Consider the following 14,283-nt stretch of genomic DNA (forward strand, 5'->3'; position numbering starts at 1 on the left):
CGTTCAACTGGCAGAAGGTCCTTCGCAAGCTCAGGATGACAGACGAGGGGGTCATCAGCCCTTTTTCCGCAGCAAATATACGAAGAAGGGCACCCCAAACAGGGCCGTGACCAAGCCCACGGGCAGGCCGGCGGGCGGGTAGAGCAGCCGCGCCAGCAGGTCGCAGGCCAGGAGGAAGTTGGCGCCGAGCAACGCGCAAAACAGCAGGTTGTAGCGGCCCGTGGCGCCGAGCAGCCCGCGCGTGAGGTGGGGCACGAGCAGGCCCACGAAGCCCACCGGCCCGCACAAGGCCACTACCCCCCCCGTGAGCGCCGAAGCCACCCCCACCAGCAGCCAGCGCAGCCGCGCCACCGGCAGGCCCAGCGCCTGCGCGCGCTCTTCGCCCAGCAGCAGCAGGTTCAGGTCTTTTTGCAGAAATTCTAGTAGGATCAGGCTGATTATCAGGATGAGGAGGGGGTAGGGAAGCACGTCCCAGCCAGCACGCTCAAACGAGCCAAATGCCCAGAATACCACCGTGCGCAAGCTGCCATCGGAGGCAGCCACGAAGCTGAGCAGCGAGCCCAGCGCCGCCGCCAGCGCCCCCACGGCCACGCCCGCCAGTAGCAGTGGTCCTGGCAGCACCCGCCCTCCTCTTGACCCAATGGCCACCACCAGCAGCGTGGCGGCCACTGCCCCAGCCAGCGCGGCCAGCGGCGGCAGGTACAGTCCGGCCAGCGTGAGCGAAGGCCACAAAACATACGCCGCAATAGCGCCCAGTGAGGCGCCTGATGCCGTGCCCAGCAGATAGGGGTCGGCCAACGGATTATTGACCAGGGTTTGCAGTAAGTAGCCGCTCAGGCCCAGGCTGGCGCCGGCCAGCGCGGCCAGTACCAGCCGCGGCAGCCGCAGCTGCCAGAGCACGAGCTGGGCCGGGTCGCGCGGGTCGTAGTGAGCCAGGGAACGCAGAATAAACGGATAATCAGTGGTGTAGGAGCCCACGCGCAGGCCTAGTGCCAGCAGCGCCAGCAGCAGCAGCAGGCCGATTAGCAGCCACAAGCCGGGGCGAATTCTCAAAAGACAAAGGCGCGATAAGCGGCCGTTAACGCGTTGACTAACACTCTATTCTGCTTGCTAACTCTTTTTCCCTGATTCCCTACCCCCTGCTTTCCGCGCAAAGGGGGAAGTGCGCCGGGCCCGACCGGGCGCGCCCACTACTTGTCCTCGGCGGCCTGCAGCAGCTGCCGCAGCTGCCGTACGGTTTCGACCACGCGGGGGCTGGGACGGGAGATTAAATTGCTGCTCACTGGAAAAACGTGGCCGGTTTGATAAGCACGAATGCGGCGCAGCTCAGGGTTTTGTTTGAAAAAGGTGCTATCGAGCTGCCCCAGCCGGCCGCCAAGCAGCACGTCGGGGTTGAGCTGGAGCACGTATTCGCGGGTGAGGGCGGGGTAGGGCTGCGGGAGAGCTTCGCGCAGGGCATTCTGGCCGCCGGCCAGCCGGATTTCATCGGTGAAGAGCGTGTTTAAGCCAAAAACGTAGATAGGGTCGGCGCTGGCCAGGGCCAGCACCCGCGGGCGCGGCCCGGCCGCCGGCGCCCCGGCGGTGCCGGCCGCTACTTTCCGTAGTTCGGCGCGCAACGAGTCAGTTAGCCGACGAGCCTGGGCGGCGCGGCCCAGCAAGCGGCCCAGGTCGGTGAGACCGCGAAAAATATCCTCCACGCGGCCGTAGCGCTGGTAATAAACCGGAATGCCCAGCTGCGCCAGGCGCCGGGCGTCGTCGGGCGAGGTGATGCCCTCCACGGTGAAAATCACCTCGGGGCGCAAGGCAATAACCCCTTCCAGGTCAAGCGGATACGTGCTCACGGCGGGCCGCGCGAGGGCGGCAGCGGGAAAGTCGCACACTTTGCTGCGCCCGATGATGGTAGTCGGGTCGGCCACGGCAAACAGCATTTCGGTCATGCTCGGCGCCAGCGCCAGCACCCGGCGCGGCCGGGCCGGCAGGCTGAGTTCCCGGCCCAAATCGTCGCGGACGGTGAGGATGGCATGGGGGCCGGCGGGGGGGGTAGGGGCGGCCGTGGTGGGGGCCGGCCGCGAGTCGCAGGCCGACATGACCAACAGCCCCAGGAGCCCGGCGGCGGCGGCAGCAGCAGAGAAAAACCGAAGTCGCATGGCGCAAAGGTAGGCGGCCGGGCCAGCGGGCCGCCCCGGCGCCTCCCGGCTGACGCCTACCTTTAGGGCCTCAACCTTCGTGCGCTATGATAGTCGTTACCGGCGCGGCGGGCTTTGTAGCCAGCTGCCTTGTCTCCCGCCTCAACGCGGCCAATTTCAACGACCTCGTGGTGGTAGACCACTTCACCGTGGAGCGCAAGCTGGCCAACCTGACCGACAAAAAGCTGCGGGAATACGTGGACCGCAACGAGTTCTTTGCCTGGCTCGACCGCCACCACGAGCAGGTCGAGTTCGTGTTTCACCTCGGCGCCCGCACCGACACCGCCGAGCAGGACCCGGCCGTGTTTGAGGTGTTGAATTTAAACTATTCCAAGCAGCTGTGGCAGGCCTGCTGCCGCTACCAGCTGCCGCTGGTCTACGCCTCCTCGGCCGCCACCTACGGCGACGGCACGCTGGGCTACTCCGACCAGGACGACGCGCTCCTACCCCGCCTCCGGCCGCTGAACCCCTACGGCGCCTCCAAAAACGACTTCGACAACTGGGCCGTGCAGCAGGCCGAAAAGCCATTTTTCTGGGCGGGGCTGAAGTTTTTCAACGTCTATGGCCCCAACGAGTACCACAAGGGCCGCATGGCCTCGGTGGTGCGGCACGCTTTCGAGCAGATTCAGCAGACGGGCACGATGACGCTTTTCCGCTCGCACAATCCGGCTTACGCCGACGGCGGGCAGAGGCGGGATTTTATCTACGTGAAAGACGTGGTGGACGTGTGTTATTTCCTGCTGCACCACCGCCGCCACTCCGGCCTCTACAACCTGGGCACCGGCGAGGCGCGAACCTTTCAGGACTTAGCGGCTGGCACGTTTGCCGCCCTGGGCCGGCCCGCCAGCATCGAGTTCAAGGACACGCCCGAGGACATCCGCGCCACCTACCAGTATTTCACCCAGGCCGAGATGGGCAAGCTGCGCGGCATCGGCTACGAGCAGCCATTTACGCGCCTGGAAGACGGTATTCGGGACTACGTGCAGCACTATCTGGTGCCGGGGCGATACTATTAGGCAGCTTCATAAGCGGCTTTTCCTACCCCCCCTCCGGCGCCTAAAGCCCGCCAGAATGCTGCGTCTCAACCCAACCCAGCAACTGGCTGTTCTAAGATTGGCGGTGAGTTGAGAAGCTTCTGGACAGGCTTTAAGTGAGCGAGGGGGGGGTAGGGAAGGCGCCCTAACTCCCCGGCCCCGACTCTCGTTTCTAGGCTACTTTCGCGCTTCACCCTCCGCCCCTTTCCCGTGCCCGCTGCCTCTCCCCGTCCCGTCATCACCATCGTGGGCGGCGGCTTTGCGGGCACGGCGCTGGCCCTGGCCCTGGCGCGGCAGCCGGGCCCGCTGGCGGCCGACATCCACCTGCTGGAGCCGCGCCCGGCGTCCGGGCCTGGCCTGGCCTACCTCACCGAGCGGCCCGAATACCTGCTCAACGTGCGGGCCGGCGCGCTGAGCGTGCTGCCCGATGAGCCGGCGCACTTCGCTGCCTGGCTGGCCACCCAGCCCGAAAGCGACGGCGGCGCGCCGGAGTTTGCGGCGCGCGCCACCTACGGCCGCTACCTGCACCAGACGCTGGCCAGCGTCCTCGACCGGCCTTTGCCCAACGGCTGCCGCGTGCGCTGGCACAACCAGGCAGCCACGGCCGCCCCGGCCCGGCCGGAGGGCCGCCGCGCCGTGCGCCTGGCCGGGGGCGGCGAGCTGCTGAGCGACTACGTGGTGCTGGCCCTGGGCAACTTCGCCCCGCCCCCGCCCGTCGGGCCCGACCAGCGCTACCTGGCCCACCCCGGCTACCACGGCGACCCCTGGGCGCCCGGCCTGCTCGGACGCATTGGGGCCGACGAGCCAGTGCTGCTCATCGGCTCGGGCCTCACGGCCGTCGACGTGCTGCTGGGCCTGCGCCAAACCGGGCACCGGGCGCCCATCATGGTGGTGGCCCGGCACGGGCGCTGGCCGGCGGTTCACGGGCCCGCCACGGCCTCCTACCCCCGCTTCTACGAGGAGCTGGCCGGCAAAGCCACCGTGCTGGAGGTGCTGGCCGAACTGCGCCACCACGTGCGCGGGGCCGCCGCCCAGGGCCTCGATTGGCGGCCGGTGCTCGACGCGCTGCGGCCCGACCTGGGTCGCATCTGGGCGGCGTGGCCCCTGGCCGAGCAGGCGCGGTTTCTGCGGCATCTGGGCAGCATCTGGTCGGTGCTACGCCACCGGAGCCCGCCGCAAAACGCGGCGGCCATTGCCGAAATGACCGCCGCCGGACAACTGAAGCTGCACGCGGGCCGGGTGAACGCCCTGGAGCCCTGCGGCCCCGAGCTGCGGGTGCAGGCCTGCCCGAACGCGGCGCCGGCCTGCTGGCTGCGGGCCCGGCACGTCATCAACTGCACCGGCCCGCTGCTGGACTACCACCGCATCCGGACGCCGCTGGTGAGCAGCCTGCGCGCGGCCGGCGAGCTGCAACCCGACTCCCTGGGCCTGGGCATTCTTACCAATGAGCACGGCGCCCTGCTGCGCGCAGCGGGCCCGGCCAGCCCCGACCTTTTTACGCTGGGCGCAAGCCGCCGGCCGGCCTATTTCGAGTCGACGGCCGTGCCGGAGCTGCGCCAGCAGGCCGCCGCGCTAGCCACTGAGCTGAGCCGGCGCCTGCTCCACTAGCAGTTGGGCCTTGAGCCCGGCAAAGTCAACGGGCCTGATCAGGAAGTCAATAGCCTTATCCTACCCTCCTATTTGGCTGAGTTAGTTTGTTTCAGCCGGCCCCGGCAGGGAAACAATAAATTCGGTGCCTTCTCCCTCCCGGCTTTCGACGCGGAGCGTGCCGCCGTGGCCTTTGGTGATGATGTCGTAGCTCAGCGACAGGCCCAGGCCGGTGCCCTCGCCGGTGGGCTTGGTGGTAAAAAAGGGCTGAAATATGCGGGCCCGCACCGCGGCCGGGATGCCCGTGCCGTTGTCCCGCACCCGGATTTCGACGTGGGCGCCCACTTGCCTGGTGCGCACGCTCACGGTGGGCTGATAGCCGGCCTCGCCGCGCTGCTGGCGCTGCTGAACGGCATAAAAAGCGTTACCAAACAGATTCAGCAGCACCCGGCCCACATCGGCGCCCACGGCCGGCACGAGCGGCAAATCCGCGGCAAAATCGGTTTTCAGCTCCGCATTAAAGCTTTTGTCTTTGGCGCGCAGGCCCTGGTAGGCCAGGCGCCGATACTCCTGAGCTAGGGCGTTGAGGTCTACCGGCGCCCGCTCGCCGGTGCTCTGGCGCGAATGCTCCAACATGCCGCGCACGATGCTGGCCGCCCGCTGCCCGTGCTGGCTGATTTTAAGCTGGTTCTGGCTCAGGTCGGCCAGCAGGCCCGTCAGTTCCGCTTTTGTGGCCGAGGGCAGGCGCGTGGCTTCCAGCAGCTCCTGGGCCTCCTGGCACAGCTCGGTGCTCACCTCCGAGAAGTTGTTGACGAAGTTCAGCGGGTTCTGAATCTCGTGGGCAATGCCGGCCGTCAGCTCGCCCAGGCTGGCCATCTTCTCCTGCTGAATAAGTTGATTTTGAGTAGCTTGCAGCTCAGTCAGGGAGCTTCGCAGCTCCTGGGTGCGTTGCGCCACCTGCCGTTCCAGCGTCTCGTTCTGGGCCGCCAGCAGGGCTTGCTTTTCCTGCTCCTGGGTCAGGGTCTGGGCCGCGAGCTGCTCGACTTCGGCCAGCTTGACTTGCAGCAGCTCGGCATCGAGGGCGAACTCGCGGGCCAGAAACAAGGAGATGCCCAGCGCCGGCGGCAGGCACGTGAGGGTAAAAAGCAGGTTGGAAGCCAGCGCCGACACGCCAAAAGGCCCGAACTGGAGCACGACCTGCGCCAGCACAGCCAGGAAGGAGCCGGCAAACCCGGTCCCGATAATCCAGGCGCCGCGCTGACGCTGGCGCAACGCTCGCGCCGTCAGGCGCAGCTCCTCGGCGGTAGCCAGCACCAGCGACACCAGGTAGCCAAGCAGGCCGGCGCCGAACAGATAGAGCGCACCGAAAACCAGCAGGCCGCCGAAGCTGACCCACAGGCCGGCGTAGATGCGGCCGGGCCGGAAGTGAAACAAGGCGTAGAGTGCCCGCACGGCCGCCAGGCTGCTCAGCATCAGCAGCGCGTAAGCGAATACGGCCAGCGCGATATGTGGAGTCAGGTCAGCAGAGTAAAACACCTCGTTGTAGTAGACGCTCAGCGCGCCCAGTGCCAGGGCCCCGGCGTAGAGGGCAAAATAGAGGTTGGCGCGCCGGGCGGGGTTATAGCGAAAAAAGGCCAGGTGCAGCAGCGTAAGCAGCCCAAACACGCCCGCCACGACGTAGTGCACCGTGCGAACGGGACCCCGCTCGGCCACCTGCGCCCGCGCCTGCCACTCCGTCAGCAGCCGCAGGCCCAGCGGCGGGTTGATGCCGGTGCCCCACACCAGCGGCGGGCGCCAGGGCGCGAAACGCAGGGCCAGCACCTGCTCGCCGGGTCCGATTCGCGGCAACTCCACTGACTCCGGGCCGTCCCAGCGGCCGGTGAGGTGGACGCGCGCCGGCGCCGGGTGGAGCGTGCCTTTGTGCTGCAACAGCCGGCCGTTGAGATACAGCTCCCAGGCCCCCAGCGCGCCCATTTGCAGCAGCAGCGTGTGCCGGCGCAGGCTGTCGCCAACGCGCAGGCGCAGGCGCAGCCAGCTGATGCCCGTTTGCAGGTGCGGCGGCAGCTCCCGCTGGGGCCGGCCCAGGTCGAGTTCTTGCCAATCACTGTCGTTGAAGTCGGGACGGGCCCAGGCCGGGTTGTCGCCGGCGTGGTAGCGCCAGCTTTTTTCCAGCATCAGGCCCCTGGCCGGCAGGCGCTCCACACGCAGGGCGGCCGGCGCGGCCGGACCGGTCGCCCCCGATTGGGCCCGCACGGCTGGCAGCAGCAGCAGCAGCCCCGCCAACCATAGCAGCGCCCGCCACGGTATGAGGTTTTTCAACATGGCAAAGTGAGCGTGAAGGCAATGCCCCGGCCAGGCAAACTACCGACGGACGGAACGGAAAACTACTACTAATTAAAAGTAAAATCCCTATTCATATAAAACTTATGAAGCTACTTACGGCCGGCGCGCAGCTCCTCACGCGCGAGTAGCCCAACTTTAATTTCCGGTCAGTTCCGTTATTATACTTCTCACGAAGTGATTTGCGAAAAGGAAGTAGGGTGCGGGGCTTGCCCCCGCCCGTCGTTGAACGACTACCGCTCCAATCGTTCAACGACGGGCGGGGGCAAGCCCCGCACCCTACTTCGTGACGGGTATAATAGAAATACCGGCCCAAGCGAGTGCCTGAAAAGCCTGAGGCCTTCCGCCCGGCGCGGCGGCAGCCAGCGGCAGCGCGTCCTGACCAAGTCCTGACCAGGGCAGGGAAGATGAGCGCCGCGGCTGGCCCGAAGTCAGCTTTCAGCAGGAAAGCAAAAAGCCCCGCCGCCTTTTCGGCGCGGGGCTTTTGCTGGTATCGGGGGGGTAGGGAAAAGAGCCGCGGCGCTCCAGTTTAGGCGGCCAGCCGCTCGGGCTGCCCGGTGGGATACATGGGCCGCACCAGCGTTTCGTCGGCGGTGGTGAGGGGGGTAGGGATTGGCGCAGCCACGGGCGTGCTCGGGGCCAGGTCGTCGGCGTGGCGGCGCAGGGCGCGCATGAGCAGGTACTTGTACTTCTCGGCGTCGGCCAGGGCCTGCTCAATGGCGCGGGTGGCATCAGCCAAAGCCACGACGGACTGCAATTCGCGGCGCGGGCGGCGGGCTTCAAACACATGGTCGGCGAGGTAGTCGGCGGGGTTTCTCATGGCGAAAAAACGGGAAGTGAAAGCTGGATTACGGCGTCAGGATGGTAACACTGCCGGGACCCGCCAGATTCATTTTCACGGGGCTTCAGCTTCAAATAATTTGCCTCATTGTCAACACTTTACCTAGTTTTTTTCAGCTCATTTTCGCCTCAACTGCGCAGCTTCAGCTCAACTGATTCCAAGCACGATTTTGCCAAACTGCTGGCCCTCGTCCAGGCGGCGCAGGGCGGCTTCGCCCTCGGCGAGCGGGAACACCTGGTCTACGACGGGCACCAACTGGCTTTCTTCTACCAATGCCAGCATATCGGCAAAATCCTGTTCCGTGCCCATCGTCGAGCCCAGCAGAGAGAGCTGCTTCCAGAAGACTTTGCCGGGAACCAGGTTGGAAATCGGGCCCAGCGTGCCGCCGAAAAACACGATGCGCCCGCCCGGCGCAGCCGCGTCAATCAGGTCGGCGAAGGCTGGTCCGCCGGCGCTGTCGATGATGACATCAAACGCGCCGCCGGCCTGCTTGACCAGGTCGGTGGCCCACTTCTCGGTTTTGTAGTTGAGGCCGCCGCGGGCACCCAGTTCCTGAGCGCGGGCCAGCTTCTCGTCGGAACCCGACGTGACCCACACCTCGGCACCCCGCGCCACGCAGAATTGCAGTGCCAGCAGGGCCACGCCCCCGCCGACCCCCGTCACGAGCACCCGTTCGCCGCGCTGCACGCCGGCGCGGGTGAAGGCCGCCCGGTAGGCTGTCACGCCGCCCAGCGGCAGGGCCGCGCCCTGCTCGAAGCTCAGGTGGGCCGGCAGCGGGTGCACGTAGCGGGCGGGCACCACGATTTGACGGGCAAAGGTGCCGTCGTGCGGCATTCCCAGAATAGTAAAATCTTTGGCCTGGACGCGCGGGTCGGCGCCCCAATCCTGGCCGGGGTTGATGAGCACGCGCGCGCCCACGGCGGGAGCCCCGGCGGGCACGTCGGGGCCGTGGGCGGCCACCGTGCCGGCGCCGTCCGAGCCCAGCGTGCGCGGCAGCGTGATGCCGGCGTACTGGCCTTTCTGAATCCAGACGTCGCGGTGGTTGAGGGCGGCGGCGCGCAGGTCGAGCAGGATTTCGCCGGGGCCGGGGGTAGGCGCGGGCACCTCGCGTAGGATGACGGACTGGCCGATGGCATCAAGTTGGAGAGCTTGCATAGGGTTTTGGGGGAAGTGAGAAGGATGGAAAGAGGTCTGTTCTTCAGGTTACATCTGCTTTTCGCAGCCCAATCAAGGCCAGCGGGCCGGCCAGCAGCAGGCCCGTGAGCAGGCCGCCGATATGGGCGGCATTGTCAATGGCGCCACTCAGGCCCGAGAGCAGGTTGCTCAAGACCAGGTACGTGACCAGCGCCAGCATGGCCCGGCGGTCGGACTTGTTGAGCGGCACGGCGCGGCCCAGCAGCAAGACCAGCTGCACGCCATAAAGCCCAAAAATGGCGCCCGACGCGCCCACCGAGTTGATGCCCTGGCGGTGGTACCAAAGGCTGGCCAGCGCCCCGCCTACCCCACAGGCCAGGTAGCCGAGCAGCAGCCGGCCCGGCCCGATGCGGGGCTCAATCAATAGTCCCAGCAGCCACAGGCTCAACATGTTGACCAGCAGATGCAAGGTGCCGGCGTGCACAAACTGGCTGGAAAGCAGCCGCCAGGGCTGGCCGGGCAGGGTCAGGCTGGAGACGTTGGAGCCCCACACCACGAGGTCGTGGCCGGCCGGCTCGGTGGGCGATACGCCGCCGACGGTTATCATCAGCAAAAACAGCAGCCCATTGAGCGCCAGCAGCAGCGGCGTGGCCCAAAAGGCGCGCGAGGGCAGCAGGCTGCGCACCAGTTGGCCGAAAAGCTGGGGCCAGGTTTCGGCGGCTTCCGGGGCCGCGGGGGGGGTAGGGATGGCCGGCCGGGCCGGGGCGCCGTCGGGCACCAGGCCGCGCCGCTGCAACTCCTGCACCGCCGCCGCGCCCACCGCCGGGGGGTAGCGGGCGGCGTTTTGAGCCAGGTACAGCAGCTCCGCATCGGGCCGCTGCGCGAAATGGGCCGCCGCCCGCGCCGGGTCGCTGAGCGGGGAAGAGGGTGGCGCGTCGGAAGGGTCCACGTTGATTAGGGGTTAGCGGTCAGGGGTGAGTGGTTGGTTAGAACGTCCTGCTTCATCTGGCGTCCACGCGGCCGAAGCATCTTGCCAGCGTAAGTATTCCAATCGTTCAACCATTTGGCTTAGTGACGAGCGAGATGCTTCGGCTGCGCGGACGCCAGATGAAGCATGACGTTCTAACTAACTGCTAACCATTGACCACTATAATTTCACCTCAATGTGGCGCCGAAGCTGGCGGTAGGGCTTGCCCGACACGGGCGACGCGGGGAGCAGAGCACTGAGCAGGTCCTGCACTTCCTCGTTGCGCTTGGTGATTTCGGGGTCAGTGAGCAGCTTGTTGGCGGTCACCAGGCCGGGCAGCTCATTGAGGATGTGCTGCTGGTGGCTGGCCACGCGGCCCATGTGGTCGAGGTGGGCAGTCATGGTGGGACCGAACTCGTAGGAATACACGGCGGCCTTGTTCCACTGCTGCCAGGCTTCGCGGACCAGTTCGGCCTGCTCGGCCAGCAGGGGGTTGGGCTGGCCCTGGCGGGCGCGGTCGGTAAGGTATTCGGTCATGGTTTCGGCGGCCCAGAAGCGGCGGCTCAGCTCGCGGTACTGGCGCCGGGGCTGGGCGGCGAGGCGGGCGCGCTCACGGGCCGGCACCTGGGCCAGCTGCCGCTCGATGCTGGCGGCGGTGGCGGCGCTGAAGTCGGGCAGGGCGTTGGTTTCGACGGTTTCGAGCCGCGGCGGGGCTTTTTTCCTGGTTTGGGTGGCGGCAGCGGGCGTGGTGGCGGGCGCGGCGGCCCGTTGCTGCTGCCAAGCCCAGCCACCCGCCAGCAGCGCCCCCGCGGCCAGCAGCGCCCACCACCGCGCCCGGCCGACCGGCGCCTCCGTTTCGGACTCCGGCGGCGCGGCCGGCGTTGCCGCCGATGCGGGGGGTAGGGGTGCCAGGCCGCGGCGGCGCAGCTCGCGCCGGGCTTCTTCGAGCAGGGCGGGCTCGTAGAAGGCCGGGTTATCGACGAAGAATTGCAGCTCGGCGGGCGTTTTCTGCGCGAAATAGTCGGGGGCAACAGCCATAACAATGAGCGGACGCGGCCGGGTGCGGGCGGCTTTGGCTAGTGAAAAAATGAAACTACCGGAATCAGTAAGCAAGCTACGACTGACCCCGGCGCCGCGCCCGCCGTACAAGCCCTATTCTTCCTCCAATCCCGTTTAAAATGGCCACTCTGCAAACCACCCCCGACCCCAACGAGCAAACGCCTACCGATGCCCAACCCAGCACCGGCGGCCCCACCACCAACCAGAATCCCGACGCCGACCCGGACCCCAACGCCAGCGGCAACCCCGAAACCGCCATCCAGGAGGAGCTGGGCGACGGCGCCGGCATCCGCGGCGGCTACGGCGACGCCAGCCAGGAAAATGGCCTGGAAGGCGGCGTTGATTCGGCGCCGGACGGTAGTCCGGGCCGTTAGTTTTCAGCGCATTAGCAGAAAAAATCCTTCTGAACCGCTGGGCGGTCGGGAGGATTTTTTAGTTGGATGCGGTGTGGCCGGTCGTTCGTCGCCCTTGCGTCAGCTTTCCTCCTATCCCCTCGCTGGCGGAATAGGGGGTAGGGATTGCGCCTGGCGTAACTTGCCAGCCATTTCCCTTGCCGCTGTTCATGCCTTTTTTGCCACCCTGGGTTCATCGCACCCTGCTGATTGTGCTGATTTTCCTCGCGCCGCTGGCCGGCCGCGCCCAGCACGGCGACGAGGGCGACTCGACTGCTGCCGGCGGGGCGGGGCGGCGCCCGGCCCCGCCCAAGCGCGAGCTGCGCGGCATGTGGATTGCCACCGTCGAAAATATCGACTGGCCCAACCAGCGCGGCGAAGCCCCTGAGCAGTACCGCCGCGAATACCGCCGCCTGCTTGACGCCGGCCAGCGCGCCGGCCTCAACGCGGTGTTCGTGCAAATCCGGCCGGCCTCGGATGCGTTTTATAAGAGCCGCTTAGAGCCCTGGAGCAAGTGGCTGACCGGCCAGCAGGGCCGCGCCCCCGCGGGCGACGATGACCCCCTGCCCTTCCTCATCCGCGAGGCGCACCAGCGCGGCCTGGAGTTTCACGCCTGGTTTAATCCCTACCGCGCCACGATGGACTCGGTGACAACCCGGCTGGCCCGCAACCACCCCTACCGGCAGCACCCGGAGTGGTTTCTACGCTACGGCGGCCAGCTCTTGTACAATCCGGGCCTACCCGAAGTGCGCCGCCACATCATGGCCGTGATTCTGGACGTGACGCGCCGCTATGACATTGACGCGGTGCACTTTGACGATTATTTCTATCCCTACCCCGTCAGCGGCAAGGTGTTTCACGACGAGGCCGCTTTCCGCGACCACAATCCCGACTCCCTGCGCAGCCTGGCCGACTGGCGCCGCCAAAACGTCAACATCCTCATCCGCGATTTGCACGACAGCCTGCGCGTGACGAAGCGCTGGGTGAAGTTCGGCATCTCGCCCTTCGGCGTCTGGATGAACAAATCGGCCCACCCCGACGGCTCCGACACCCGCGCCGGGCAGCCCTCTTATTCCAATCTCTACGCCGATTCGCGGCTCTGGCTCAAGGAAGGCTGGATTGACTACATCCTGCCGCAGCTGTATTGGAGCACCAAGTTCCGGCTCGTGCCCTATGCTACGCTGCTGGAATGGTGGACCCGCCACCACTACGGCCGCCACCTGTACATCGGCCACGGCACCTACCGGATGCTGGAAAGCACCCGCTCCGACACGGCCTGGCGCAACCCCGCCGAGCTACTGCGCCAGATTCAACTCAACCGCACCTTCGGGGAGGAAAGCAGCGGCAGCGTGTTTTTCTCGGCCAAGTCGCTGCTGGCCAACCCGCTGCGCACCACCGACTCGCTGCGCCTGAGCTTGTTCAAGTACCCGGCGCTGGTGCCGCCCATGCCCTGGCTCGATGCGGTGCCGCCGCGCCCGCCGGTCAGTTTCAGCCTGCGCCGCCTGCGCCAGTTTGTCAGCTTGACCTGGCTGCCCGGCCCGCCCGCCCCCGACGGCGACGCGGCTACTTACTACGTGCTCTACCGCTTCGGGCCGGGTGAAACGCCCACGCCCAACGACCCGCGCCGCATCCTGCGGGTGCTGCGCCCCGAAACCACCGGCGCCGCCGTAACCTACGTCGATACCACGGCCCGCCCGGCCCAGGCCTACGCCTACTACCTCACCGCCGTTGACCGCCTGCACAACGAAAGCCCGCCGGTCCGCCTGCTTTCGACGGACCGCGAGGCGGGGGAAGTAGTAGCGGCGGCCCCCGCGGCAAGCGCGCCAATTCCTACCCCCCCCCCTGTGGCTGTAGTGAAGTCCCCGCCGCCCGCCCGCCCCCCGGCGCCGCGCGGGGCAGGCCCAGCCGCCACGGAGTCAGAAGCTGCCGCGCCCGCCGCGCCGCGTGAAACCCGCAAAGTGAAAGTAAAAGCCAAGGCCCGGCGGCACGGCTTCCTGCGCTGGCTGCTTGGGGTTTGACGCCCGAGGAATATTTTTTGCAACATTATTGCATTGTTTAAGGCCGTATCAAGCCTAATCTTTTGCAATATTGTTGCAAATTATGCTGCTTGGCACTGCCCGCAGGTTCCCCACAGCAAGTAGTCGCGGCGCTGGGCCACGAAGCGGCCGGGCAGCGTCACGGCCGGGATGGCGACCTGGCTCAGGCAGTAAGTGTGCTGGCAGACCTCGCACTTGAAATGCACGTGGTTGTCGAAGTGAGCGCCGGGGCTGCACTCGATGGAGCAGGCGGCGTAGCGTACCACGTCGGTTTCGTCGGCCACGCGGTGCAGCAGCCCTTGTTCCACGAAGGATTTCAGAGTACGGTAAAGCGTGATGCGGTCGGTACCGGGGCCCAGCGCCTTTTCAATATCGGCGCCGCTCAGCGCGTAGGGCTGGCCGCGGAAGGCCTGCAAGACCGCCCGGCGGGTGGGCGTCGGGCGCAGGCCGTGGCGGCTCAGGGTTTGGGCAAGCGCGTCGGCAGCAGGAACCGGCATAACAGGCGGGGGAAATTGAAGCTGGTCAACGGCGGGCGCCGCAACGAGGTTGTGGGCCAGGGGGCTTGCGCCGGACGAGGGGGGTAGGGATAGGTTGCAGTCGAAAGTAGTACTTGGCTGTTGCGACAGCATTATTTCCCGCGGAGGACGCAGCGATTTTCGCAGAAGAAACTCGGAGGGAGCGCGGAGAGCCAACGAGGCAAAAAGCAA

The 14,283-nt window shown here is 66.8% G+C and carries 12 protein-coding genes; 4 read left to right on the forward strand and 8 right to left on the reverse strand.

Going from position 1 to position 14,283, the window contains the following annotated elements:
• Positions 1-54 precede the first annotated feature (54 nt).
• Positions 55-1,053, reverse strand: coding sequence for a FecCD family ABC transporter permease (locus tag ACFE70_RS13680; protein WP_375418315.1), 999 nt, complete (start codon positions 1,051-1,053; stop codon positions 55-57).
• A 137-nt stretch (positions 1,054-1,190) separates the two neighbouring features.
• Complete coding sequence (locus ACFE70_RS13685) at positions 1,191-2,147, reverse strand: ABC transporter substrate-binding protein (protein WP_375418316.1); 957 nt, start codon at positions 2,145-2,147, stop codon at positions 1,191-1,193.
• An 86-nt stretch (positions 2,148-2,233) separates the two neighbouring features.
• On the opposite strand from ACFE70_RS13685, the gene rfaD reads away from it, so the two are divergent.
• Together rfaD and ACFE70_RS13695 are read left to right on the forward strand one after the other, a co-directional pair.
• Positions 2,234-3,202 (forward strand): ADP-glyceromanno-heptose 6-epimerase, encoded by a 969-nt coding sequence (gene rfaD, locus ACFE70_RS13690; protein ID WP_375418317.1) that lies wholly within the window; start codon positions 2,234-2,236, stop codon positions 3,200-3,202.
• Positions 3,203-3,430: 228 nt separating this feature from the next.
• Entirely contained in the window at positions 3,431-4,828 is a 1,398-nt protein-coding gene (locus ACFE70_RS13695) for an FAD/NAD(P)-binding protein (RefSeq protein WP_375418318.1), read from the forward strand.
• Between the two features lie 81 nt (positions 4,829-4,909).
• On the opposite strand, the gene ACFE70_RS13700 is transcribed toward ACFE70_RS13695, so the two are convergent.
• The 5 genes from ACFE70_RS13700 to ACFE70_RS13720 form a co-directional block, all read right to left on the reverse strand.
• Positions 4,910-7,129: an ATP-binding protein gene (locus ACFE70_RS13700; protein ID WP_375418319.1), complete on the reverse strand. Its 2,220-nt coding sequence runs from the start codon at positions 7,127-7,129 to the stop codon at positions 4,910-4,912.
• A gap of 547 nt (positions 7,130-7,676) precedes the next feature.
• On the reverse strand, positions 7,677-7,967 hold the full coding sequence (locus tag ACFE70_RS13705; protein ID WP_375418320.1) for a hypothetical protein: 291 nt from the start codon (positions 7,965-7,967) through the stop codon (positions 7,677-7,679).
• Positions 7,968-8,135: 168 nt separating this feature from the next.
• Positions 8,136-9,143, reverse strand: coding sequence for a zinc-binding dehydrogenase (locus ACFE70_RS13710; protein ID WP_375418321.1), 1,008 nt, complete (start codon positions 9,141-9,143; stop codon positions 8,136-8,138).
• A gap of 43 nt (positions 9,144-9,186) precedes the next feature.
• Positions 9,187-10,071: a rhomboid family intramembrane serine protease gene (locus ACFE70_RS13715; RefSeq protein ID WP_375418322.1), complete on the reverse strand. Its 885-nt coding sequence runs from the start codon at positions 10,069-10,071 to the stop codon at positions 9,187-9,189.
• Between the two features lie 198 nt (positions 10,072-10,269).
• Complete coding sequence (locus ACFE70_RS13720; RefSeq protein WP_375418323.1) at positions 10,270-11,127, reverse strand: hypothetical protein; 858 nt, start codon at positions 11,125-11,127, stop codon at positions 10,270-10,272.
• A gap of 140 nt (positions 11,128-11,267) precedes the next feature.
• On the opposite strand from ACFE70_RS13720, the gene ACFE70_RS13725 reads away from it, so the two are divergent.
• Together ACFE70_RS13725 and ACFE70_RS13730 are read left to right on the forward strand one after the other, a co-directional pair.
• The gene (locus ACFE70_RS13725; RefSeq protein ID WP_375418324.1) at positions 11,268-11,522 is read left to right on the forward strand and encodes a hypothetical protein; all 255 of its coding nucleotides are present in this window, start codon (positions 11,268-11,270) and stop codon (positions 11,520-11,522) included.
• A gap of 188 nt (positions 11,523-11,710) precedes the next feature.
• A complete protein-coding gene (locus tag ACFE70_RS13730) occupies positions 11,711-13,558 on the forward strand; it encodes a glycoside hydrolase family 10 protein (RefSeq protein ID WP_375418325.1) in 1,848 nt (615 codons plus the stop codon).
• Positions 13,559-13,638: 80 nt separating this feature from the next.
• Here ACFE70_RS13730 and ACFE70_RS13735 read toward each other — a convergent pair whose 3' ends face one another.
• On the reverse strand, positions 13,639-14,073 hold the full coding sequence (locus tag ACFE70_RS13735) for a Fur family transcriptional regulator (RefSeq protein WP_375418326.1): 435 nt from the start codon (positions 14,071-14,073) through the stop codon (positions 13,639-13,641).
• Positions 14,074-14,283 lie beyond the last annotated feature (210 nt).

It is taken from the genome of uncultured Hymenobacter sp. (genome assembly GCF_964243305.1).
GTDB lineage: Bacteria > Bacteroidota > Bacteroidia > Cytophagales > Hymenobacteraceae > Hymenobacter.